Annotated in this window: 23 protein-coding genes and 1 tRNA gene; 14 read left to right on the top strand and 10 right to left on the bottom strand. The window is 66.7% G+C overall.

Annotation, left to right across the window (positions count from 1 at the left end; genetic code table 11):
* Positions 1–34: 34 nt before the first annotated feature.
* The 3 genes from GST15_RS09425 to GST15_RS09415 all read right to left on the bottom strand — a co-directional run bounded on the left by GST15_RS09425 (position 35) and on the right by GST15_RS09415 (position 3,102).
* Positions 35–526, bottom strand: a complete 492-nt coding sequence (locus tag GST15_RS09425) for a DUF494 family protein (RefSeq protein ID WP_159016981.1) — start codon at positions 524–526, stop codon at positions 35–37.
* Between the two features lie 188 nt (positions 527–714).
* On the bottom strand, positions 715–1,851 hold the full coding sequence (gene dprA, locus GST15_RS09420) for a DNA-processing protein DprA (protein ID WP_159016980.1): 1,137 nt from the start codon (positions 1,849–1,851) through the stop codon (positions 715–717).
* Positions 1,852–1,926: 75 nt separating this feature from the next.
* Positions 1,927–3,102, bottom strand: a complete 1,176-nt coding sequence (locus GST15_RS09415; RefSeq protein WP_159017139.1) for a LysM peptidoglycan-binding domain-containing protein — start codon at positions 3,100–3,102, stop codon at positions 1,927–1,929.
* A gap of 154 nt (positions 3,103–3,256) precedes the next feature.
* Here GST15_RS09415 and def point away from each other — a divergent pair, with 154 nt between their 5' ends.
* From def to GST15_RS09390, 5 genes are all read left to right on the top strand, one after another.
* Positions 3,257–3,775, top strand: a complete 519-nt coding sequence (def, locus tag GST15_RS09410) for a peptide deformylase (RefSeq protein WP_159016979.1) — start codon at positions 3,257–3,259, stop codon at positions 3,773–3,775.
* A 123-nt stretch (positions 3,776–3,898) separates the two neighbouring features.
* Positions 3,899–4,819 carry a methionyl-tRNA formyltransferase gene (gene fmt / locus GST15_RS09405; RefSeq protein WP_159017138.1) on the top strand — a complete coding sequence of 307 codons (921 nt, stop codon included), beginning with the start codon at positions 3,899–3,901 and terminating at the stop codon, positions 4,817–4,819.
* Positions 4,816–6,132: a 16S rRNA (cytosine(967)-C(5))-methyltransferase RsmB gene (gene rsmB, locus GST15_RS09400; protein WP_159016978.1), complete on the top strand. Its 1,317-nt coding sequence runs from the start codon at positions 4,816–4,818 to the stop codon at positions 6,130–6,132. Before fmt ends, rsmB begins: the two co-directional genes overlap by 4 nt.
* A 39-nt stretch (positions 6,133–6,171) precedes the next feature.
* Positions 6,172–7,878 (top strand): ArnT family glycosyltransferase, encoded by a 1,707-nt coding sequence (locus tag GST15_RS09395; RefSeq protein ID WP_159016977.1) that lies wholly within the window; start codon positions 6,172–6,174, stop codon positions 7,876–7,878.
* 1 nt (position 7,879) lies between these two features.
* Entirely contained in the window at positions 7,880–8,836 is a 957-nt protein-coding gene (locus GST15_RS09390) for a glycosyltransferase family protein (RefSeq protein ID WP_159016976.1), read from the top strand.
* Here GST15_RS09390 and GST15_RS09385 read toward each other — a convergent pair.
* Both GST15_RS09385 and GST15_RS09380 read right to left on the bottom strand, forming a co-directional pair.
* A complete protein-coding gene (locus GST15_RS09385) occupies positions 8,833–9,603 on the bottom strand; it encodes a glycosyltransferase family 2 protein (RefSeq protein ID WP_159016975.1) in 771 nt (256 codons plus the stop codon). The genes GST15_RS09390 and GST15_RS09385 overlap by 4 nt on opposite strands.
* Positions 9,603–10,523 (bottom strand): lauroyl acyltransferase, encoded by a 921-nt coding sequence (locus GST15_RS09380; protein ID WP_159016974.1) that lies wholly within the window; start codon positions 10,521–10,523, stop codon positions 9,603–9,605. The genes GST15_RS09385 and GST15_RS09380 overlap by 1 nt, the downstream gene beginning before the upstream one ends.
* Before the next feature lie 62 nt (positions 10,524–10,585).
* On the opposite strand from GST15_RS09380, the gene dtd reads away from it, so the two are divergent.
* The 6 genes from dtd to GST15_RS09350 all read left to right on the top strand — a co-directional run bounded on the left by dtd (position 10,586) and on the right by GST15_RS09350 (position 14,174).
* Positions 10,586–11,026 carry a D-aminoacyl-tRNA deacylase gene (dtd, locus tag GST15_RS09375; RefSeq protein WP_159016973.1) on the top strand — a complete coding sequence of 147 codons (441 nt, stop codon included), beginning with the start codon at positions 10,586–10,588 and terminating at the stop codon, positions 11,024–11,026.
* Positions 11,027–11,177: 151 nt separating this feature from the next.
* A complete protein-coding gene (rpoD, locus tag GST15_RS09370) occupies positions 11,178–13,052 on the top strand; it encodes an RNA polymerase sigma factor RpoD (protein WP_159016972.1) in 1,875 nt (624 codons plus the stop codon).
* Between the two features lie 121 nt (positions 13,053–13,173).
* Positions 13,174–13,551, top strand: coding sequence for a MarR family transcriptional regulator (locus tag GST15_RS09365; protein ID WP_159016971.1), 378 nt, complete (start codon positions 13,174–13,176; stop codon positions 13,549–13,551).
* Position 13,552: 1 nt separating this feature from the next.
* Positions 13,553–13,810 carry a DUF5985 family protein gene (locus tag GST15_RS09360; protein ID WP_159016970.1) on the top strand — a complete coding sequence of 86 codons (258 nt, stop codon included), beginning with the start codon at positions 13,553–13,555 and terminating at the stop codon, positions 13,808–13,810.
* A 1-nt stretch (position 13,811) separates the two neighbouring features.
* Entirely contained in the window at positions 13,812–14,072 is a 261-nt protein-coding gene (locus tag GST15_RS09355; protein ID WP_159016969.1) for a DUF5985 family protein, read from the top strand.
* 26 nt (positions 14,073–14,098) lie between these two features.
* Positions 14,099–14,174: transfer RNA gene (locus GST15_RS09350), tRNA-Ile, on the top strand.
* 270 nt (positions 14,175–14,444) lie between these two features.
* Here GST15_RS09350 and GST15_RS09345 read toward each other — a convergent pair.
* The 4 genes from GST15_RS09345 to GST15_RS09330 form a co-directional block, all read right to left on the bottom strand.
* On the bottom strand, positions 14,445–15,893 hold the full coding sequence (locus GST15_RS09345; RefSeq protein WP_159016968.1) for a CsgG/HfaB family protein: 1,449 nt from the start codon (positions 15,891–15,893) through the stop codon (positions 14,445–14,447).
* A 176-nt stretch (positions 15,894–16,069) separates the two neighbouring features.
* Entirely contained in the window at positions 16,070–16,756 is a 687-nt protein-coding gene (locus tag GST15_RS09340; protein WP_159016967.1) for a hypothetical protein, read from the bottom strand.
* 45 nt (positions 16,757–16,801) lie between these two features.
* The gene (locus GST15_RS09335) at positions 16,802–17,920 is read right to left on the bottom strand and encodes a hypothetical protein (protein WP_233263125.1); all 1,119 of its coding nucleotides are present in this window, start codon (positions 17,918–17,920) and stop codon (positions 16,802–16,804) included.
* Between the two features lie 11 nt (positions 17,921–17,931).
* Complete coding sequence (locus tag GST15_RS09330; protein WP_159016965.1) at positions 17,932–19,101, bottom strand: hypothetical protein; 1,170 nt, start codon at positions 19,099–19,101, stop codon at positions 17,932–17,934.
* Positions 19,102–20,106: 1,005 nt separating this feature from the next.
* On the opposite strand from GST15_RS09330, the gene katG reads away from it, so the two are divergent.
* Positions 20,107–22,248: a catalase/peroxidase HPI gene (katG, locus tag GST15_RS09325; protein WP_233263143.1), complete on the top strand. Its 2,142-nt coding sequence runs from the start codon at positions 20,107–20,109 to the stop codon at positions 22,246–22,248.
* Here the strand turns inward: katG and GST15_RS09320 are convergent.
* Entirely contained in the window at positions 22,226–22,501 is a 276-nt protein-coding gene (locus tag GST15_RS09320) for a hypothetical protein (RefSeq protein ID WP_233263124.1), read from the bottom strand. The two genes, katG and GST15_RS09320, sit on opposite strands and share 23 nt — an antisense overlap.
* A gap of 185 nt (positions 22,502–22,686) precedes the next feature.
* Here GST15_RS09320 and GST15_RS09315 point away from each other — a divergent pair, with 185 nt between their 5' ends.
* Together GST15_RS09315 and GST15_RS09310 are read left to right on the top strand one after the other, a co-directional pair.
* Complete coding sequence (locus tag GST15_RS09315; RefSeq protein WP_159016964.1) at positions 22,687–23,028, top strand: hypothetical protein; 342 nt, start codon at positions 22,687–22,689, stop codon at positions 23,026–23,028.
* 52 nt (positions 23,029–23,080) lie between these two features.
* Positions 23,081–23,428 (top strand): hypothetical protein, encoded by a 348-nt coding sequence (locus tag GST15_RS09310; RefSeq protein WP_159016963.1) that lies wholly within the window; start codon positions 23,081–23,083, stop codon positions 23,426–23,428.
* Positions 23,429–23,516: the final 88 nt, after the last annotated feature.

Below are 23,516 nucleotides of genomic sequence, written 5' to 3'. Positions count from 1 at the left end.
GCCGGTGTCCGCCGCGACGTCCGGCAGACCCGCGCTAGTGCACGGGTTCCGGCTCGTCCAGGAACATCTGGGTTTCCATCCAGGCATAGGCCGCTTCGGACCCCGGCTGGTTGAACAGAACCATCAGGACGACCCATTTCACGTCCTCCAGGTCCAGCTCGTCCTGGTCCAGCGCCATCGCGCGGTCCAGGACCAGCTCCCGCTGGCCGGCATCGAGGATGCCCTGCTGTTCCAGGAACAGCAGGAAGCCACGCGCCTGCACGTCGAGCTTCTCCAGCTCCGGGCCGAAATACACCCGGATCGGGCCGTTCGCGCGCGGGATGCCGGCGCTGGGACGCTGCTCGGCGAGCGCATCCAGCCAGTCGAATGCCTTGTTGATTTCCGCCGGGCTGAAGCCGGCCTGGTTCAGTTCCTGGAACAGCGGACCGCTGCTGAGCGCGGCGCGATCGCCCAGCGGTGGGCTCACGTCTTCGGTGAAATAGTGCTCGAACAGGTAAAGCAGGACATCCAGGATGCTCTCTTTCATTTCCCTCGGCCTGCGCCGGCGTGGCGCTGTGGAGAGGAACCGGCTTGCGCCGGTTGTCGTCGTCGGGCTCCCTGCCCGCCGACGTCGTGGTACCCGGATGGCGCCCGGTACCGCCGTCACCAGATCCCCCGCGGTGACGGTTGCGACGCGTCCTGCGTCGCCGCGCCGGGACCGGACCAGGCCCGACCTCAGCGCTTGCGGGAATACCGGCCATGCTCGACCGCGACACGGCCTTCCAGCTCCATGACCAGCAGCATGGAGGACAGTTCCGCCACCGTCAATCCGGTTCGCGAGACCAGCCGATCAATACCCGTTGGGTCGTGACCCAGCGCCTGCCACAAGCGCTGGTGGTCGTCATCCATCGCTTGCCTGCTGGGGACTGAAGCATCCGTGCCCGCCCTGGCCGCCGAGTTGGGGGCCGCCAGCCGCCCGCGCAAGGCCTCGGCCAGTTCGGCGGCGAGCGAGCCGATGGCGTCGATCACCTCGTGCGCGCTTTCCACCAGCCCGGCACCCTCGCGGATGAGGCGGTGGCAGCCACGCGCCGTCGGGTTGTGGATCGAGCCCGGCACCGCGAAGACATCGCGGCCGCAATCGCTGGCCATGCGCGCGGTGATCAGCGCGCCGGAGCGCTCCGCGGCCTCGACCACCAGCGTGCCCAGTGCCAGCCCGGCGATGATGCGATTGCGCCCGGGAAAGAATTCCCGCCGCGCCGGCGTCCCCGGCGGGTGCTCGCTGACCACCGCCCCGGTGGCGGCGATGCGCTGGTACAAGGCGGTGTTGGCACGCGGGTAGGGCACGTCGGGGCCGGTACCGAGCACGGCGATCGTGCGGCCCTGGGCCGCCAGCGCGCCCTCGTGCGCGGCCGTGTCGATGCCCGCGGCCAGCCCGCTGGTGACCGCCAGCCCGGATGTCGCCAGTGCCTGGGCGAAGTCGAACGCGTTGTCGCGGCCGCCCGCGCTGGGCGAGCGGCTGCCCACCACCGCGACCGACGGATGCCACAGGCAGGCAGGATCGCCGGCGACGAACAGCGCCAGCGGCGGGCTGGGGATCCGGCGCAGCAGCGCGGGGTAGTCCGGGTCGTGCCAGCCCAGCAGGTGGTGCCGCGGTTGCGCCAGCCATTGCCGGGTCGAGTCCAGGCGCTCGGTGTCGTCGTCGCCCAGCGCGAGCACCTGCGCGTCATCCAGGCCATGCGAGCGCCAGTTGCGCGGACCTGCCGCCAGCGCGGCGAGGGGGCCGGAATGGCTGTCGAGCAGGCGACGACGCGCTGCGACGCCACCACCGGCGTGGACCAGGCGCAGCAGGGAATCGGTGGCTGGATCGATCATCGCGCCAGCGTGGGCCGCAACGACAAACGGCGCCCTCGGGCGCCGTCGTCGTGCAGTGTCAGGTTTTCCCGCGACTCAGTACGGCGCGTCGGGATGCTTGAGTTCGTAACCCACGCGGCTGGGCTTGATGCTGTCCATCACCAGCCCGTAGCTCATCTTGTCGAAGGTGCGGAACACCATGACATGGCCAGCGAACTCATCCGGCAGGCGGACCTTGGCTCCGCGCGCGATGGTGTCTTCGCTACGCGTGTCGCCATCGCGCACGCGGTCCACGGCATTGCTGCCCACGCGCCAGATCGAGAACACGGTGCCGTTGTCGACGCCTTCGCGCGAGCCCACCGACAGTGCCACCACGTCACGTGGGCCACCGGCGCTGAGCATGTCAGCCACCGCGAGGACGCGCGCGCGTCCGTAGTCCATCTGCTGCCTGGGCGGATGCGGGATGAACTGCAGGTCGTAAGGTTGTGCGTCGACCGGGATGAGGCGATCGCCAATGCGGACTTCCCGCCCTTCGGCGTCCAGGACCAGGGTGCTGGCCTGGATGCCACCCACCTCGCCGCGGGTGACGGTACCGACGCCGACCTGCATCAGCTCGAAGCCGAGCAACTCGTTGCCCTTGTCCGGCGTCTCGACGTTGGTCCAGTAATTCTCGAAGTCGATCAGGCGGCGGCCGCGGAAGTCGAGGTCGTCCTTGTGGAACAGGTCGCAGCATTGCGTCCGGTCCAGGTGGGTGAAGCGCTGTGTCGGCCGCAGCACCGCATACCGCTGTCCCGTCGGGGCGCCGGCGATGCCCCGGACGTAGGCGACCTGGCCCTCGCTCGCCCGCAGGCGATCGTCTTCCAGCCCGACCACGTAGGGCATCTGGTCGAACTGGTCGACCACGCGCAGGTTCTTCAGGAACGGTTCGACGTCCGCCAGCGGGATCGCATTGATCGGCGAGCCGACGCGGGGGCCGGGCTGCACCGCCATCCGGTCCAGGTACGCCAGGCTCAGCACGTCACCCGGGTAGATCAGGTGCGGATTGCGGACCTGCGGATTGGCCTGCCAGATCTCCGGCCACAGCCAGGGCCGCTTGAGGAAGCGGCCGGCAATGTCCCAGAGCGTGTCGCCACGCTGCACGACATAGGTATCCGGATGGTCACCGCGCATCTCGACGGCGGCGGAATAGGTCGCGACGGTCAGCAGCGCGACGGCAACGATCTTGGTCAAGATCCCGGCCGTGCGAAGCCCCTTCGACGCGCGCTCAAGCATTGCGTCCATCTACCCGCTCCCCTTGGAGATTTCCCCGTATTGCCGGGGCAATATAGCCCACAAGCGATGCGTCTTGGCAAGCCGGCGGCGTTACAATCGCCCGCCCACCGTCCGTGCCGCTTGCGGATGTGACCGCCGCCCCCATTTTTCCGCCATGGCCCAGCTCCCGATCCTCGAATTCCCCGATCCACGGCTGCGCACCAGGGCGACGCCGGTGGACCCGGGCTGGCTGGCCGAGCCGGCCACCCAGCAACTGCTCGACGACATGTTCGAGACCATGTACGAGGCGCCCGGCATTGGCCTGGCCGCCAGCCAGGTCGACGTGCACCGGCGTTTCATGGTGATCGACATCTCCGAAGAGAAAAACCAGCCGCTGGTCTTCGTCAACCCGCTGATCACCGGGCGCAGCGGCGAGCAGGTCTACCAGGAAGGCTGCCTGTCGGTGCCGGGAATCTTCGCCGACGTCGCCCGCGCCGACAGCATCACCGTGCAGGCGCTGGACCGGCACGGCGCGGCGTTCACGCTGCAGGCCGAGGGCCTGCTGGCCGTCTGCGTGCAGCATGAAATGGATCACCTGGAGGGCAAGCTCTTCGTCGACTACCTCTCCCCGCTCAAGCGCGAGATGGTCCGCAAGAAGCTCGCCAAGCAGCGAAAGCAGACCGACGCCGCCTGACCTGGCGTGCGGAACCCGCGGGCCGCCGCTGCCCCGCAATGCCCATGGCCACGCGATGACCGCTGCGGGCGGTCTTCCTGTTTACCGCGATCCCGCTGACATCCAAGGAACCACCGCATGCCATTGAGGATCGTGTTCGCCGGCACGCCGGACTTCGCCGTGCCATCGCTGCGCGCGGCGGCCGAACGCAATGAAGTGGTGGCGGTCTACACCCAACCCGATCGCCCTGCAGGCCGTGGCCGCGACCTGCGTCCGTCGCCGGTCAAGCTCGAAGCGGTCCGGCGCGGGCTGCCGGTGTTGCAGCCCGAGTCCCTGAAATCGGCGCTGTCGCGCGATGCATTGCGCGCGCTGCGGCCGGACCTGCTGGTGGTGGTCGCCTACGGCCTGATCCTGCCGCAGTCCATCCTCGACATCCCGACCTTCGGCTGCTGGAACGTGCATGCGTCGCTGCTGCCACGCTGGCGCGGCGCCGCGCCGATCCAGCGCGCGATCGAGGCCGGCGACAGCGAGACCGGCGTCTGCCTGATGCAGATGGAAAAAGGCCTGGACACCGGGCCGGTCCTGCTCTCGCAGCGCATCCCGATCGGCGACGCGGAAACCGGCGGCCAACTGCACGACAAGCTCGCCGCGCTCGGCGCGCAGACCTTGTCCGATGGCCTGGGGCTGCTGCGCGCAGGGCTGAAGCCGGTGGCGCATCCGCAGGACGAAGTCGGCACCACCTACGCCCGCAAGCTCGACAAGGCCGAAGCGCGGCTGGACTGGTCGCAACCGGCAGCCACGCTGGCGCGCAAGGTGCGTGCGTTCAATCCGTGGCCGATGGCCGAAGCGATGCTGGGCGGCGAGCGCGTGCGGGTGCATGGCGCCGTCGACCTGCCGCTGGCGCACGATGCGCTGCCCGGCACGGTGCTGGCGGCCGGACGCGAGGGCATCGACGTCGCCTGCGGGCAGGGCGCATTGCGACTGCGCGTGCTGCAACGCGAGGGCGGCAAGGCGATCACCGCCGCGGATTTCCTCAACGCCAACCCGCAGTTGAAAACACGATGAATGCCGTGCCCGGCGTCGCCTCCCGCGTCGCCGCCACGCGTGTGCTCGACGCCGTCCTGCATCGCGGCCGCTCGCTGCGCGGCGAACTGGCGACCGCCTTGCCGGCCTTGCCCGATCCGCGCGATCGCGCCCTGGTGGAGGCGATCGTGTTCGCCGGATTGCGCCAGCGCACGCGCTACGACGCCGCCCTGTCGGCGTGGATGCCCAAGCCGCTGGGGCGGCGCGACGCCGTCCTGCGCGCGCTGCTGCTGGCCGGCCTCGCGCAACTGGACGCGCTCGGATTGCCTGCGCATGCCGCGGTCGCCTCGACGGTCGATGCCGCCCGCGTGCTCGGGCATGCGCACCAGGCCGGTCTGGTCAACGCACTGCTGCGGCGCGCGTTGCGCGAGCCGCTGCCCGCGGGTGATCCCGCCGCGGCCTGGCCGGCGTGGTTGCTGCAGCAGTTGCGCACGGACTGGCCGGAGGACATCGACCAGATCCTGCGCGCCAGCCTGCAGGCCGCGCCCTTGTGGCTGCGCGTCAACACGCAACGCATTTCGGTCGAGGCCTGTCGCCAGCGCCTGCACGACAGCCGGATCGAGGCGGTCGTCGATCCGCGCTGCCCCGATGGACTGCGGGTGGATGCGCCGGTGCCGGTGTCGGCGCTGCCCGGGTTCGCCGACGGCGAGCTGTCGGTGCAGGACGGCAGCGCGCAACTGGTCGCCGACGCACTGGCGCCTGCGCGCGGCGCCCGCGTGCTCGATGCCTGTGCCGCGCCCGGCGGCAAGGCGGCGCATCTGCTCGAACGCGATCCGTCCCTGCAGATGCTAGCGCTGGATGTCGACCCCGCACGCCTGCGCAACGTGCGCGCCACGCTCGATCGCCTCGCACTGGGCGCGACGGCGGCGCTGCGCGCGGCCGATGCCGCCGATGTCGGCGCCTGGTGGGATGGTCGACCGTTCGACGCGGTGCTGCTCGACGCGCCCTGCAGCGCCACCGGCATCGTGCGTCGCCAACCCGACATCCTGCTGCATCGACGCGAGGCCGACATCGCGGCGCTGACGCAGGCGCAGTCCATGCTGCTCGATGCGCTGTGGCCGACGCTCGCACCCGGTGGCACGCTGCTGTATTCGACCTGCTCGATCCTGCGCTGCGAAAACGATCGACAGGTCGCGGCGTTCCTCGCCCGCACGCCGGATGCGCGCGTCGACGCGCTGGGTGCCCGCTTCGGCCGGCCGCTGCCAGGGGCGCCAGGCGGCCACGGCCACCAGCGACTGCCCGGCGACGACGGCATGGACGGATTCTTCTATGCACGACTGCGCAAGGCCGCATAGCACCGCGTGACGCAAGCGCGCGCCGCTATCATTCGCCGCATGCCAAACGCATTGACCTGGACCCCGCACCCCGCCTCCCGCGCGGCCCGCGACACCTGGCTGTTCTGGATCGTCGCGCTGCTGGTGCTCGGCGCCGGCCTGGGCTTGCGCGATCCCTGGCCCGCCGACGAACCCCGCTTCGCCCTGGCCGCGAAGATGATGGTCGATGGCGGCGACTGGCTGTTCCCGCATCGCGGCAACGAGCTGTACGCCGACAAGCCGCCGCTGCTGATGTGGCTGCAGGCGGCCGGTTACATGGTCTTCGGCAACTGGCGCGTCGCCTTCCTGCTGCCATCCCTGCTGGCGTCGCTGGGCACCTTGTGGTGCGTGGTCGACCTCGGCAGGCGGCTGTGGACGCGGCGGGTCGGCCTGTACGCCGGCTGGGCCCTGCTGTTCGCGTTGCAGTTCACCTACCAGTCGAAGAAAGCGCAGATCGATCCGCTGGTGACGTTCTGGATCACGCTGGCCAACTACGGCCTGCTGCGGCATTTCCTCAGCACGCGCCACGACCCCGAACCCGACTGGCGGATGTGGACGCTGGGCTGGTTCGCCGCCGGGCTGGGAACCATCACCAAGGGCGTGGGCGTGCTCGCGCTGGTGATGCTGGTGCCGGCATTGTTCGCGACGCTGCGTGGCTGGCGCGACATCCGCGCACCATTGCTGGCGTGGCGCGTGCTGCTGGGCCCGCTCGCTTTCCTCGTCGCGATGGCGCTGTGGCTCGTCCCGATGCTCGCTGTCGCGCTGTCGAGCGCGGATCCGGCGTATCACGCCTACGTCGACGACATCCTGTTCCACCAGACCGCCGGTCGTTACGCGAAATCCTGGGATCACCCGCAGCCGCACTGGTACCACCTGGAAGTGATGCTGACCGCGTGGCTGCCGACGGCGCTGGCGCTGCCGTGGGCGCTGCCCGCATGGGCGCGACGCCTGCGCCGCCGCGACGCACGCTACCTGCTGCCGCTGGCGTGGTGGGCGCTGGTGGTGTTGTTCTTCTCGATCCCCAGCGGCAAGCGCGACGTCTACATCATGCCGGCGCTGCCGATGATGTGCCTCGCACTGGCGCCGTTGTTGCCGGGCATCGTGCGCAGGCGATCGGCGCAATGGCTCGCACTGGTCTTCGGTTGCGCGCTGGCGTTGGCGACATTGGCCACCGGCATCGCCATGCTGTCGGCGACACCGCGGTTCGAGCAGACGCTGATCGTGGAGCGTGGCTTGAGCCTGGCGCAGGCGCATGCCGGCGCGTGGTTGCTGATCGCCATCGCCGCGTGGAGCGCCGGCAGCCTGCTGTGGTTCGGGCGCAGGCGCTCGCCGCAGGCGCTGGCGACCATGCTGGCCGGCATCTGGGTGCTGTACGGGCTGGTCGCGTATCCGCTGCTCACCGATTCGAGTTCCGCGCGCGGCCTGATGCAGCAGGTCGGCAGCCACATCCCCGCCGACGCGCAGCTCGGCCTGGTCGCGTGGAAGGAGCAGAACCTGCTGATGGCCGACCGCCCGGCGGCGACATTCGGTTTTTCCGCGCCGTGGCCGCAACAGATGCAGCGCGCGGTGGCGTGGCAGCGGCAGGCGCCACAACGCCGCTGGCTGATGGTGCAGGACGTGGCGCTGCCGCCCTGCGTGCAGCGCGACCAGGCCAGCCCGATCGGCCTGGCCAACCGGCGCGCCTGGTGGCTGCTGCCGGCCGCGGCCACCACGAACTGCGCGGACTGAAATGACCGTGCGCGTCATCAGCCGCGACAACGGCGTCGGCCTCAGCCGCGACCTGCACCTCATCGCGCAGGTATTGCGCGATGGCGGCGACGACGTGCAGGCCGTCGGCTTCGGCGGCAGCCAGCTGGTGAACCGCCTGCGCGAGGGCAGCTTGTGGGCCGCGCGCGGATTGCGCGGGCGCGTGCAGACCCAGTTGTTCGTCGAGCGCGTCTACCAGCGCTGCCTGCCGCTGGCGCGGCATAACCTGCTGATGCCGAATCCGGAATGGTTCCTGCCCAAATGGCAGGCATGGCTGCCGCGCTTCGAGCGCGTGCTGTGCAAGACCCGGCATGCCGAAGGCATCTTCGCGGCGCTGGGTTGCCGCACCGTGTTCACCGGCTTCACCAGCCAGGACCGGCTGGATGCATCGATCGCGCGCGAGGACGCGTTCTTCCACCTGGCCGGACGCAGTTCGGCCAAGGGCACGCAGGTGCTGCTGGAGACCTGGCGCCAGCATCCGGAGTGGCCGCGCCTGACCGTCTTGCAGCATCCGAAGGTCGCCAGGCCCGGGCCGCCAGCCCACAACATCGACCATCGCATCGATTACCTGGACGACGCGACCTTGCGGCGGCTGCAGAATGCGCACCGCTTCCACCTCTGCCCGTCGGAAGCCGAGGGATTCGGCCACCACCTGGTGGAAGCCCTCGGGATCGGCGCGGTGGTGCTGGCCACCGATGCCGCACCGATGAACGAACTGGTGACGCCCGATCGCGGCCTGCTGATCCGGGTCGCGCGCACGCGTCGCGAAGGCCTCGTCGAACATGCGCTGGTCGACCGGTACGGGATCGAGCAGGCGGTCGAGCAGGCGCTGGCGCTGGACGCGGCGCAGTGCGCGCAACTGGGTGCGCGGGCGCGCGCGTTCTTCCTCGACAACGACCGCGCGTTCCGGCAACGCCTGCCGGACGCGTGCCGGCTCTAGGCAACCGCGCTCGAGGCGTCGCGCAGCAGCCGGTACTTGTCGTGGACGTAGCGCGCGTGCAGCGCGTGGTAGCGCCGCGCACCGCGACCATCGAGGAATCCACCGCGCAGCACGACGTTCTTCAGCCAATACGCGGCCGCGTGCAGCGGCGCGGCGAGCGCGCCGGCGCGGCGGCCTTCGCTGCGCTGCTGCTGCGCCCACAGGCGGGCGTAGCGCTGCAGCTTCGCGGCGTACTCGCCGTCGCTGCGCGCGGTGTCGTGTTCGATGCGCGCGGGCAGGTCGGCGACGCGGCGCCCGTCGAGGTCGAGCCGTTCGTGCACGTCAGCCGGTCGATAGCGCAGGTCATTGCGGAACAGGCGCTCGACCTTCTCCCTGCCCCAGCCACCATGGTTGAGCGCCGTGCCCAGGAAATGCGTGCGCCGCAGCAGGCGCCAGACATCGGCATCCTCGACCTTGCCGCTGTCGAACAAGCCACGCAGCACTGCCGGCGCGCCCGGATCCAGCCATTCGTCGGCATCGAGCAACAGCACCCACGGCTGCCGCGCACGCGTGATGGCGACGTTCTTCTGCGCGGCGAAACCCAGCCAGGGCTGCTGCTCCACGCGGGCGCCGGCGGCGGTGGCAGCGGCGACGGTGTCGTCGGTGGATCCCGAATCCAGCACGAGGACATCGCTGCAGATCGCGGCCAGGCTGGCGACGCAGCGACCGATGCGATCGCCTTCATCCTTCGCGATGACGACACCCGACAGCGGTAGCGGTGCCGCCATCAGTGCCGCTCCAGGTCGCGGTAGGGGTTGTCCACCGCGCTGCCCGGCGGCTGCAGCGTGTAGCGCTTGTACGTCCACTGGTACTGGGCGAGGTCGCGCCGGGCGATGCGCTCGACGGCGGCGTTGAGTGCCGCGACGCCGACGGCCGCATCGCTCGACGCCAGCGCGTCGGGCGCCGGCTCGAAACGCAGGCGGAAATCCGCCGAGCCGTCGATGCGTTCGCAATACCCGAACAACACCACCGCGCCGCTGCGCGAGGCCAACCGCGACAGCAGGGTCATGGTGAGCGCGGGCACCCCGAAGAACGCCGCGAATTCCCCTTCGCCGGCCTTGGGCTGCTGGTCGGGCAGGATGCCGACCACGCCGCCATCCTTCAGTCGCTTGAACAACTGGCGGACGGCGGGACCTTCGGCGCGCACCTGCGTCACACGATCGCCGGCATCGGCACGCACGCGCTGCAGGAAGGCCTCGCCGATGCGTGATTCCGGTGCCCGGTACAGGATCGCCAGCGGCGTGCGCGAGGCCAGCCACTGGTTCAGCAATTCCCAGTTGCCGTAGTGCGGCGCGGCAACGATCACGCCGCGCCCGCTGGCCAGCGCGGCGTCGAACAGCTCGGCGCCGTGCGTCTCCCGGATCAGCGCCAGGTTGCGGGCATGCGGGCGCGTCCAGAACCGCAGCGTCTCCAGCGCCTGGCGCGCGGTGGCGCGCAGGACCGCGCGCTGCAGACGGTCGCGTGCATCGGGCGCGAGCGCGGGCAGCGCCAGCTCCAGGTTGCGACGCGCGACGCGGCTCTCGCGCGCATCGAGCCTGCGCCATAGCGCGGCGATGCCATCGGCGAGCGCATCCAGCCATCGCCGCGGCAGGCTCGCGGCCGCCGCGGCGAGCGCGAAGAGCAATCCAGCGATGCGGTCGGCGAACATCGGCGCAGTCTAAGGGCAGTGTCGGATTGACTGCGCGCGGTGCGAACGCGGACGATCGATCCATGCTCGCATTGATCCAGCGCGTCACCGAAGCCCGCGTCGAGGTGGACGGCGACACCGTGGGGGCGATCGGTCCGGGGTTGCTGGCTCTGGTCGGCATCGAACCCGGCGATGGCGAGGCCCAGGTCGCACGCATGGCCGAGCGCCTGCTCGGGTATCGCGTCTTCGCCGACAACGCCGGGCGCATGAACCGCTCGCTGGCCGATTGCGGCGGCGGCCTGTTGCTGGTCAGCCAGTTCACTCTGGCCGCGGACACCGCGTCGGGCATGCGCCCGGGATTCAGCACGGCCGCGGCGCCCGCCGAAGCTGAACCGCTGTTCGACAGGCTGGTGGCATCGTGCCGGCAAAAACACGCGCCGGGGGTGGAAATCGGCCGATTTGGCGCCCATATGACGGTGAGCCTGATCAATGACGGCCCGGTGACCTTCCTGCTGCGGGCCTGAGCCCTGGCTGGCTTTGGCTTGCGTCGCCGTTGGCAGCCCGAGAGTCTCGCTGCTCCCGCGCGGCGCGGCGGCGCGCAGCAACACGGGCGCAACCCCTGCCTGCGCAGTATAATGCAGGGTTCCCTACACCCTTTCCGGTGACATGCCTCCCATGGCCAACGAAAAACGTCAGGCTCCGCAATCCGATATCAAGATCCTGATCAGCAAGGGCCTGGAACAGGGTTACCTGACCTACGCCGAGGTCAACGATCACCTCCCCGACGACATGGTCGACCCGGAGCAGATCGAAGACATCATCGGCATGATCAATGGCATGGGCATCGAGGTGCATGAAATCGCGCCCGATGCCGAGACGCTGTTGCTCGCCGGCACCTCCGGCAGCAGCCGCGAGGTCGACGACACCGCCGCCGAGGAAGCCGCTGCCACGCTGTCGGCGCTCGACGCCGAGGGCGGCCGCACCACCGACCCGGTGCGCATGTACATGCGCGAGATGGGTACGGTCGAACTGCTCACCCGCGAGGGCGAGATCGCGATCGCCAAGCGCATCGAGGAAGGCCTGAACCAGATGCGCGCCGCGCTGGCGAGCTTCCCCTGGTCGATCAACCTGCTGCTGGAAGACTACGAACTGCACAAGGCCGGCAAGAAGCGCCTGGCGGAGATCGTGGTCGGTTTCGTCGAGACCGAAGAGGAAATGGCCGCCGCCGAGGCGCTCAAGGTCGAGGCCGCCGCCGCGCTCGCCGAAGCCGCCGAGAACGACGTCGAAGACGAGGATGCCGACGAAGACACCGCCGAGGAAGAAGCCGGCCCGACCGGCCCCGACCCGCTGGAAGTCGCGCGCCGCATGGAGGCGCTGGCCGCGTCCTACGTCAAGTTCCAGAAATCCTTCGCCAAGAACGGTCCCAGCGCCAAGCCGGTGCTGAAGCTGCGCGAGGAGATGGCCGAGCAGTTCATGACGCTCAAGCTGCCCTTGCCGCTGACCGACACGCTGGTGCGCAAGCTGCGCGAGGTGCTGGGCCAGATCAAGGACCACGAACGCCGCATCCTCGACCTGACCACGCGCGTGGCGAAGATGCCGCGCAAGGATTTCATCCGCGCCTGGGAAGGCAACCAGACCAACCTGCAGTGGGTTGACGAGGTTCTCAAGCGCAAGCAGAAATGGTCATCGGCCCTGCGCGACGTCAAGGACCAGATCGTCGCCGAGCAGGAAGCCACCATCGCGATCGAACACGCGATGCACGTGACCCTGCCCGACATCAAGGACATCAGCCGGCAGATGGCCACGGGCGAAGCCAAGGCCCGCCGCGCCAAGAAGGAAATGGTCGAGGCCAACCTGCGCCTGGTGATCTCGATCGCCAAGAAGTACACCAACCGCGGCCTGCAGTTCCTGGATCTCATCCAGGAGGGCAACATCGGCCTGATGAAGGCGGTCGACAAGTTCGAATACCGCCGCGGCTACAAGTTCTCGACGTATGCGACCTGGTGGATCCGCCAGGCGATCACGCGCTCGATCGCCGACCAGGCGCGCACCATCCGCATCCCGGTGCACATGATCGAGACGATCAACAAGCTCAACCGCATCAGCCGGCAGATGCTGCAGCAGTTCGGCCGCGAGGCGACGCCGGAAGAGTTGGCGAAAGAGATGGACATGCCCGAGGACAAGATCCGCAAGGTCATGAAGATCGCCAAGGAACCGATCTCGATGGAGACGCCGATCGGTGACGACGAGGATTCACACCTGGGCGATTTCATCGAGGACACCAACGTCGAGTCCCCGATCGAGAACACCACCAACATCAACCTGTCCGAGACCGTGCGCGACGTGCTCGCCGGGCTGACGCCACGCGAGGCCAAAGTGCTGCGCATGCGCTTCGGCATCGACATGAACACCGATCACACGCTGGAAGAAGTCGGCAAGCAGTTCGACGTCACCCGCGAGCGCATCCGCCAGATAGAAGCCAAGGCATTGCGCAAGCTTCGGCATCCATCGCGTTCCGAACAGCTGCGCAGCTTTCTCGACATCGAATAACGGGAAGGCAGCGCGCACCCGGAAAAAACCCGCCGAAAGGCGGGTTTTTTTTGATTGGAACGCCGGGATCATGCGCTAGCGCGTTTGCCGCAGCGGACAAAATCAGGGAAGCTTCGTCTCGATGACTGTTTCGCAATTGCCCGGGGATGTCCGCAGGTTCCTGCTGGCGACGATTCCAACGGTTCCGCACCTGGAGGCGCTGCTGCTGCTGCGCGAGCGCCCGGAGCACTGGACGCCGGCGCAGCTGGCGGCGCGCCTGTACATCGACGCGGGCACGGCAACCACCCTGATCGGCGACCTTGCCGCTGTCGGCCTGGTGGCGTGCGACGACGACGGGTGCCGCTACGCGCCGCGGGACCCCGCTGTCGCGACCGATGTCGACGCGGTCGCCGCGCTGTACGCGCGCCACATGGTCGTCATCGCCGAATTGATCCATTCCACCTCGGACCGCAAGGCGCAGCGTTTCGCCGACGCCTTCCGCCTGCGCAAGGAGAGTTGAGATGGTGCTGCTGATCTATGCGCTGTGCGCATCGACCGCGTTGGCATGCAGCGTGTTGCTGCTGCTGGGCGCGCGCCGCACCGGCTCGCGCATGCTCTTCTGGAGCGGGCTGTGTTTTGCCGGCCTGACCCTGACCAACCTGCTGGTGATCGCCGACCACTACCTGTTCCGCGAGGTCGACCTGGGCCCGCTGCGTTTGTGCAGTGGCCTGCTGGCGGTGGCGCTGTTGCTGTACGGCCTGATCTTCGAGGAGCACTGACGTGAACCTGTTCCTGCTCGGCGCCATCTCGATGGGTTCGGCCGTGGCCGCGCTGTTGTTCCTGCGCTTCTGGCGCCGGACCCGGGACCGCCTGTTCCTCTACTTCGGCGCGTCATTCCTGCTCGAGGCGATCAACCGCGCGCTGTTTGCCTGGAACGGCGCCCGCAGCGAAGAAGCCACCCTGTATTACCTGGTCCGGCTGCTGGCGTACGGCCTGATCCTGTGGGCGATCGTCGAGAAGAACATCGTTCGCCGCCGCTGAGCCCCGCGCGGCGATAATGCCGGCGCGGGCCCATAGCTCAATGGTTAGAGCAGAGGACTCATAATCCTTTGGTTCCAGGTTCGAGTCCTGGTGGGCCCACCACATTCAAGTCCGTTCCGGCGGGAATGGATAGTCGCTTTGCCCATTCGCCGGTAGCTGGAATTCTTGTCATTGTGGCGAAGGCGGGTGTCGTTGATTGACATAGGGTGCCGTGGGGCTGACCTCATGCATCAGTCTATCCGCCGCTGCGCGGACGTTACCGGTGGCCAGTCAACGGCGCGGGGCGTGGAGAACAGCGGCACCGGGCTCTCCTGAATGTTGGGCGCGACCCCCAAGGAAACCGGCGTGACGCCGGTTCCTTGTTTGGCGCCCTCACCAGTCGTCGTCTTTCGCGGGCTGCGCCTTGACCTTGTTGGAGGCGTGCCGTTCGGGCGCCGGTGTTGCATTCGCGACCACCGCAGGCTTGGCTTGTGCGGGAGAAGGCTGCGCTTGTATCGATTCGCGCAACTCGATCATTCCCGGATGGAAATTCGGCAGATTGAACCCAGGGTCGACGATGCGTCCGTAAGCAACGCTTGGGCCCATGCGCGTGACTTCAATGACGCAGCATGGCGATTCCATCGGGCCTAGCGATTGTCCTGTCTGTGGGTCCTTTAAGTCCTCGCCAAGCGTCACTGCCTGGTAACGAGTTCCGATCGAGACCGCCTGGCCGCCTTGGTTCAACACCACGTCATTACCCGACAACCTGATGACGGCCACCGGAAACGTGTGCAGTAACAAGGCCCGCGCCATGTCCTTGCCGAGCGAATCCATCAAGGTGTTGGCGAGTTTGCCGCCGTCGACGAAGTTACCCAGCGTCGTGGGCGCCGTGCTCGGTAGGCCGGCCTCGAACGTCTGGGACATCACTACTTGGCCGGTGACGGCGTTGATCAACTTCAGTGAAATCGCACCACCACCCGCATACGACACCAAGGTGCGGTCGGCCAGCCGCAATTTGCGCTCGGAGCGGCGGTACTCAAACCGCTCAATGGTCGGAATCAGGATCAGGTCGGTTGCGAGCATCTGCCCCGCGCGCGCCATGTCCTCGGACTTGACCATGCCTGAGCCGATCAAATCCAGCTCGTTGCGAATCTCGCCGGTGAACTCACGGTCGAGCACGGTAAACCGCTGCGTCTGGGTCAACGCATCGGACAATCGCCCTCGAATCTGCGCCGCCAACTGGGCAGAGTCGATGGGCCGATCGCCCACGACGAACGAGTCGGTTGCGGTGCGCGGCATCGCAACGACCAACCGCGGCCGCTTGGCGTCCGCCGACTCGCGGTAATGCGCAACGCGGGCGGCGATCGTCACCTCCCATTCGTTCTGCATCCGCTGCTGCTTTCGCGACCAGTGCGCATCGACCGCACCTTGCTTCTGGTCCCAATTGCCCTGCGCCTCCGCTGCGACTTCCGCCGACGCATCGCCCGCATGCGCCTCGGCCGACTCAGAGGCCGACAGGTTCCCGCGGCTATAGCTTTCGCCCTGGGACCCGTCGAACTTTTCCTCGGTGGTTTCCAGGGGGCGGCTGATCTGGCGCTGGCGCAGGATCTTGAAATCACTGATGGCACCGCCCGACTGCGAGGCAACGACATCGGCGAAGGACGACGCCGTGACGTCGACGGACTCGCCCTGCGTTGCCACGGAGATACCACTGGTGATGCTTGTATGCGATGCCGACACCACCTTGCCGTTCACCTGTTCGACCGCCATGCGCAGGGCGGCATCGACTGCGGCCGGCAGTGTCGGGCCGGTCGCAGTGGTTTCGATACGGACTTTTTCCACGCCGCCAAAGTCAGGAGCCTTGCGCCCCGGCGCACCCGGCCCGGCAGCAGGGGCGACCAATGCCGCCGCAGGGACCGGAGGACCGTCGTTGCCATGACACGCGCCGACGCATAGCGCGAGTCCCAGTGCGGCTGCATGCAGGAGCCTAGCTGGCTGAAGCGACATGGGCCGCAACCTCACAGACTACCGAGGGCGGACGTCGCATCCTTCGGCACCGGGATCTTGTTCTTCGTGGCGAACGTCACGGCCTTCTTGCTCGTGTCGTACAGCACCTTCGAAAAACCCGGAGTCGCCTTGGCGACGTAGGCACCGACGGCAAGCTTGGTCAACATTTGGCCCCTCTGGAACATGCTTCCCTGCGTCAGGCTCGTAGTGAATCCCTGCACCTGCTTGGTCAGTGCAAGCGTCTGCACTACGGCGCGCAGGTAATGCCCCAAGCCGGTGGCGTAGTCCTTCTTGCCTTCCGCGGACACCACGGTCTCCGAGGCAAGCTTCGCGTTCAGCGCGGTGTTGGCATCCGACGTCGTTGACGTCAGCTTCGCAAGGCCGTCCTTGTCCAGCGGACCCTTGCCGAGCGCATCGTGCTCGGCCTGCAGCGTGGCCGCCTGCTCCTTGAGTCCGAACGCCTTCGAGAACGCGATCTGCGCGACCAGCGTCTCCGCCTGGGCGGCCACAAAGCTGCTCACCAGGGCGTCTTGCTGAACAGCTGGATCAGCTGGCTGTGCGCCAGTCGCCCCGGCCGGCGTGGTGGCCGCGGGCGTGGTGGCTTGCTTGAACAGGCCACCCAGGCCAACCGCCATTGCGGGGGTGGCAACTGCCAACAGCGATGCCGTGATCGTGGCGCAAAGCAGGTGCTTCTTCATGGAAGGGCTCCAATGGATGATCAAGCGAGGTTGAAACCAGGAAACTCAACGAATGCCTTTTGCCGTCAACTCGTCCGCCATCTGCCGCGCGGCGCTCTCGGCGGCGAGCTTGAGAGCGTTTGTCCGTGCGACGGTTTCCGTGGGACCGAGTCCGGCGTACTGCACCGGCCCGACCGACGAGAGCGTGCGTGGAAAGCGCCCACCAACGTCAAGCACCTTGCCGGTGACGGTCACGAACACGCGGACATTTCCGCTGACCGGATCGGTGTCGCGAATGCCGACGTCCAGCGTGCCCTCGGCAAGGTAGCCAATGCCGGCCGCGCGGACGCCGTTGGCGGTGTTGCGCATCGTCGCCGGCGCCAGTTCATCGCCCTTGCTGAAATCCTTGCGTACGGCCGCGATGCTCAGCAGTCCGTGGCTTTCGGACTCCACGTATTCGGCCTCGACCACCTGGAACCCCGCATCGGAGAACACACCGGTCATGGCCGTGTTGATCTCGCTCGAAGGTGTGACCGTCCAGTCGATCTTGTCGGCCTTGCGCGTGACGCTGCCGCCGGACTCGACAACCATCGTCGAGTCCGAACGCTCGGAGGTATGGGAGCGGATGCGGTCGCCGGTGCCGATCGATGAGGCTCCGATCGATTCGGATTCGGTGGTTTGCTCATGCTTGTTCGAGGCGTGGCTGCCCGAGCCGTGCACATCCGCGCGCTGGTAGACGCGGTCCTGGAAGGACTTGACCGAGTCCTGCATGCGCGCCATGAACAGGAACGTGATCAGGTTGCCCTGGCCCTGGGATGCGGCGGGCGCCGACGCGCTGGCGCCCAGCGCGTTCTGCAGCCGCGTTCCGTTGACGTCGGCCCGGATCACCACCGAATAGGTGTGGGCATCCTTATCGTCGGACTCCGATAGCACCGTCGCGCCGAGGATGTAGCTGTCAACGGCGCCGGCTATCTGGGTGCGCTTTTCGTCGAACACGCGCATCCGCGCCGCGTTGCTGTCCGCCACGTAGCGCTCAAGCGCATTGAGCTTGGCCGAAGCCAGCGCTTGCTGACGGACACCGCTGTCCAGCTTGCGCTGGTAGGGGACGCTGGCCATGCCCTTCACCGAGGGCGTCTCCGCCAAAGCCGGGCTGCAGCCGGCAGCCAGCAACAGCGCGCAGGCCACGAAACGCGAAATCATCGACATTGCTCGATCAGCTCCTTGAGGTGGGTCAGGTCATTGCGTGCATTGCGATCGCCCAGGTGGACCGCGGCCCATCCGGCATCGGGCTTGCCGATCGCCTTGCTAAAGTCGTCGAACAGCAGCAGCAGCGTCTCGTAGCTGGCTGCCCAGTCATCGACGTTGACCTGCGTCACAGGCACGACTTTGGTCGCGCCATACTTGATCGGGTGGTTGAAGTAGGTTTTGCCGGACATCGGCTCGGTGACGCTGACATCGACGAAGGCGCCGTACACGATGGCCCGGCCGACCGCGGTGCCTGGCTGGTCGATACGCTTGAATCCGCGCAGCGACAAGGCAATCGCATAGTCCGCATCCGGGATTTGCAGCTGGTACACCCGGCCATCCGCGAAGCGGGCCGCCATGGCGCCGCCGATGGCATTGCCCTGACTGTAAGGCAGCAGTGCCACATGCTGGTTTTCCGCAAGGAATTTGCCGAATTCGAAGGCAACCTGGCCACCCAGGCGATCCGGGGATGCTTGGTAGGCAGCCGGGGCCAGCTTCAAAGCCTCGGGCGATACATCGACGTGCGTCACGCGCAGCCGCCGCGTCGCCGGATTAGGCAAGGCAATTGTCGCCAGCCGATTGGCGAACGCGGGGACCAGGGATGTCGCGTCGGTCCCGGTGATCAGATGCCGCACCATCCGCTCGAAATCCGCTGGCGTGGGGGCATGCGACATGACATCGATGGATTGCAGCGTGATCGGGTAGGCGCCGAGCACCTGTTTCTCGTCGAAGTCAAAGAACAGCGCCTGCGTCCCCAGTTCGACCAGCACTTTGTACTGGTCCCCGATCTGCTCGGAGCTCGCGGTTTCGCGATCGATGGACAGCGCCAGGGCCGTGTCGTTGTCCGCGTCACCGACCGTCCCGTAGTGGTCGAAGACGAGGGTGTAGCCGGGGAACGTCCGCCCCGCGAGGGCCGCCTTCAGGCGTGCGTTCAATGCCGCACCGCCGGCGTCGTCGAGAACGCGGGTTGTCACCGGCAAGGTGCTGCTTACATCGGCCGCGTTGCCCGTATAGGCGAAGCCGGCGAAATAAACTGACCTGCCAGCCTGCGCCATGGCCATCAGCGGCGCGCAGCCGAGCACAGTCGCCGCCAGTGCGGTGAGCAATCGCGTCCCTGTCAATTGCGGCTCCCCCCGTGGCGCCAGCCCCGGACCGTAGCACAATCCTGAATGGCTTGTGAGGCGCGCGCGTTTTGCGAGAGCGGCACATTTGACCCGCAGCCGAGCAATTAAACGCTATCGACGTTGCCCGTTTTTAAGGAGTCGAACTTGCGCTAGTGAAATGGCTCACGCGCTGAGGCCATGGCGGGGACTTAGCAACATGCTCTCGGCCAATCAACCGATCGACGCCCCGTGGAAGGTGCGCACACGGACTGGGCCCGCTATCAGTGCTTTCGAAAAAGAATGTTGAGTTCGGCCAGTCCAAGAGCAGAAAAAGACGGCGCTTGACCCAAAGTTACTTGGCTTGCTACAGCGGAGGGAGCGGCCGCTTCGCGTCGCGCATCAAAGGCTGCGATCGTTGTTGAATCAATCCAACGGATCCGGACAACGATCCATATCCATAGGTCCGCGGACACGAGTAAGAATGCGAGTAAGGCGAAAAATTCCGTGCTCGCATAATTTTTAACAATCAACTAAATACGGCGTCCAAGTTTGGTTGCTGGCGCTGGGCGCTGGGCGCGGGGGTTGGGGACCGACCACTGGATACATCGGAGTCTGGAGACGGATTGCTTCGCGTGGCATGCACTATTCCGCGGCGCCCAGGCACGAAGCTGGAGTCCGGGATAAACCTGCATAGGCACGCCCGTCCTAGTCCCCGCGGTCGAGCTTGCTCGTGCGACAGGTGGTCGATGAAATGCCCGGCGTCCCGTCCCGTCTAGCTCTCGTTGGCAGGCGGAATCGGGCCGGGTCGCCTCAGACGCCGGGTCGCTCCAGTTGAATTTCTGAATAGCAGCGCGCGATCAGGCGTTTCACATTTTGAATATTGGTTCTGCGTAAGAGTTCTCGGCGGGCCAGGGGCGTGCTAACCGGAGAGACGCTATGCGTGTCGGGATGGCAACACTTGCCGCTTCAATCAAGTTCATGGCGATCGTCGCGCTCGCGCCATTGGCGCTTTCGGCCCCGGTCATGGCCCAGCAGAAGCCGATGACCAACAAGGACTGGTGGCCCGACCAACTCGATCTGAGCCCGCTTCGTCAGGAGACGGCTCGATCCAATCCGATGGGGCCGGATTTCAACTACGCCGAGGAATTCAAGACGCTCGATCTTGATGCGGTGAAGGCGGACATTGCGAAAGTCCTGACGACCTCCCAGCCCTGGTGGCCCGCGGACTATGGCAATTACGGACCCTATTTCATCCGCATGGCATGGCACAGCGCCGGAACATATCGCGTCGCTGATGGTCGCGGCGGCGCAGGCGGGGGTCAACAAAGGTTCGAGCCGCTCAACAGCTGGCCTGACAATGTCAGCCTCGACAAGGCACGGCGCCTGATCTGGCCGATCAAGCAGAAATACGGCCGCAAGATCTCCTGGGCGGACCTCATGGCGCTCAGCGGCACGGTTGCGCTTGAACAGATGGGCTTCAAGACGATCGGGTTTGCCGGCGGACGGGTCGATGACTGGGAGCCGGACACGACGTACTGGGGCCCGGAGAACAAGTTCCTTGCCGACCAGCGCCATAGCGGCAATCGCCAACTGGAACGTCCATTGGCTGCCGTCCAGATGGGCCTGATCTACGTCAATCCGGAAGGACCCAACGGCAATCCCGATCCAATCGCGGCGGCCAAGGACATTCGTGAAGTGTTCGGACGGATGGCGATGGATGACGAGGAAACCGTCGCCCTGATTGCCGGCGGCCATACGTTCGGCAAGGCGCATGGCGCACACGATCCGGGCAAATGCGTCGGCCCCGAGCCGTCGGCGGCACCGATCGAACAGCAAGGACTCGGCTGGAAGAACACATGCGGCAAGGGCAATGCCGAAGATACCGTCAGCAGCGGGCTGGAGGGGGCATGGACGTCCAACCCGGTTGCCTTCACCACCCAATATCTCGACAACCTGTTCCGCTTCGACTGGGTCAAGACCAAGAGCCCGGCTGGCGCAACCCAATGGATCCCCAGCGATCCCGGCGCGGCGGGCCTGGTCCCCGACGCCCACGTCGACGGTCTGCGCCACGCGCCGATCATGTTCACCACCGACATCGCGATGAAGGAAGACCCCGCCTATCGGGCGATTGCGCTGCGCTTCAAGGACAACCCGCAACAGTTCACCGATGCCTTTGCCCGGGCCTGGTTCAAACTGACGCATCGCGACATGGGGCCGAGCTCACGCTACCTGGGCAAGGACGTTCCGAAGCAGCAGTTCATCTGGCAGGATCCACTGCCCAAGGCCGACTACGCCCAGATCGAACCCGGGGATGTCGCCGCGCTCAAATCGAGCATCCTGGGATCGGGCCTGACTGTCCCGCAACTGGTGCGGACCGCCTGGGCATCCGCGGCAAGCTATCGCGTAACCGACATGCGTGGCGGGGCGAATGGTGCGCGGGTGCGCCTGGAACCGCAGGTCACCTGGCTCGCCAACAACCCTCCAGAATTGCGTGCGGTCCTGAAGAAGCTCGAAGGCATCCAGGCCGACTTCAACCGGCCGCAGAAGAACGCAAAGAAAGTGTCGCTGGCCGACCTGATCGTGCTGGGCGGAAGCGCGGCCATCGAACAGGCGGCCAGGCAAGCCGGTTCGGATATTGAAGTGGCCTTCACTCCGGGGCGTGTTGATGCAACGCAGGCGCAGACCGATGCCGCCTCCTTCGCGCCGCTCGAACCCGCGGCCGATGGATTCCGCAATTTCTACAAGCCGGGGAGTCGATCTTCCCCAGCCGCCATGCTGGTCGAACGCGCCGACCTGCTTGACCTGACGGTCCCCGAAATGACCGTACTGGTCGGCGGCATGCGGGCGCTCAATGCCAATGCCGATGGTTCGGCCAACGGTGTCCTGACAGCGCACCCCGGCACCCTGACCAATGATTTCTTCGTCAACCTGCTCGACATGTCGACCCAGTGGTCGAAGTCGAAAAAAAGCGAAGGGCTGTACGAAGGGCGCGATCGCGACAGCGGCGCACTTAAATGGACGGCAACCCCGGTTGACCTGGTGTTCGGATCGAATTCGGAACTGCGCGCAGTCTCCGAAGTCTATGCATCGGCTGATGGCCGTGAGGAATTCGTGCGCGACTTCGCAACAGCCTGGGTGTCGGTCATGAACCGGGATCTGCGATAAGGCCACCAAGCGCCGCCGATGTTTCCGCGCTTGGCTTGGCGCTTGGCAGCTGCGGCGAGCGAGGCCATTTCCTTCGCCGATCCGATGGTGCCGGCGGGCGTGCCGCCTCGTTGAACATGTCGACGATCGAGTGGCAACGATTCTCCCAATCGTCGCTGTGGAATAGCGCGATGAAATCGTCCCCGCCAATGTGGCCGATGAAATCCACGGACGATTCGACATTGCGCAGAGCGGACTGCGCAAGCAGGATCATCCGGTCGCCACGGAAATAGCCGTACTGATCATTGAAAGGCTTGAAGTGGTTGAGGTCGCCTTGCTGTCAGCTTTCGACCCACAGCCGTCATTGGCAATGATTTGCTGCTGAGGCAAGGAAATTGTTTGCGAAGCCCTGCGTCGGTTACCCTGACGACTATGCCCGCGCCGACCTCAATGCCGACCGTGTTACGGATCCTCATTCTCTGCCTGCTGATGGCCGGTGTGCTGGTGAAGCCGGTGATTGCGTTCGCCGGCGAGTTGCACGAAGTCGAGCATGCACAGTTGACCGGTGACAACGGCGATGCCGACGACGGATCGTCGGATCCGATCGATCCTGCCGATCCCAAGAGCCCGTGGCATGCGTTGATGCACTTCGGCCACTGCTGTGGCCAGGCCCCGGCGCTGCTGGCGCTGATGAACCTGGGTTCCATCACCCCGGCCGCGACCGATCCGCTGCCGCAATGGTCGGTCGAGTTCCGGCCGAGCGCCCACCCGGTCGCCTTACGACCACCGATCTCGGCCTGACGCTGTCGCCGGCGCTGCCGGCTTGCTGTCACCCCGAATCGGAGAATTCCCCATGTGGTTGCGTCTGGCGGCTTTGGCCGCCATGACGGCTGTGCTGTGCATTCCCGCACACGCACAGTCGCGTGCTGTATTGACCCTGGACGATGCGTTCGCGCACGTTGACCAGTTCGATCCCGACCTGCGCTTGCCGCAGGGCCAACGCGCCGTACTGGATGCCGACCTGGAGCGCGCCGCGTTGCGGCCACCCCCGGTCGCAGGCGTGGGCGTCGAGAACGTCTCGGGCGGCGGCGAGGCCAGCGGTTTCAAGCGGGCGGGGATCACCCTCGGCCTCGCCTCGGTGCTCGAACGCGACGGCACGCTCGATGCGCACGTGATGCTCGCGAAGCGCCGGCTGCTGTGACGAACCTAAGCAAAAAACGCCGATTTCAATGAGCGGGGCCGCTGCCGTGCGCACATGCGTTCCGCTCATTTCCATTCAAAGCCATTGG

The sequence above is a fragment of the Cognatiluteimonas profundi genome (assembly GCF_009792795.1).
Taxonomy (GTDB): domain Bacteria; phylum Pseudomonadota; class Gammaproteobacteria; order Xanthomonadales; family Xanthomonadaceae; genus Cognatiluteimonas; species Cognatiluteimonas profundi.
Note: the sequence above shows the minus strand (reverse complement) of the source record. Positions and strands in the feature narration are given on the sequence as shown.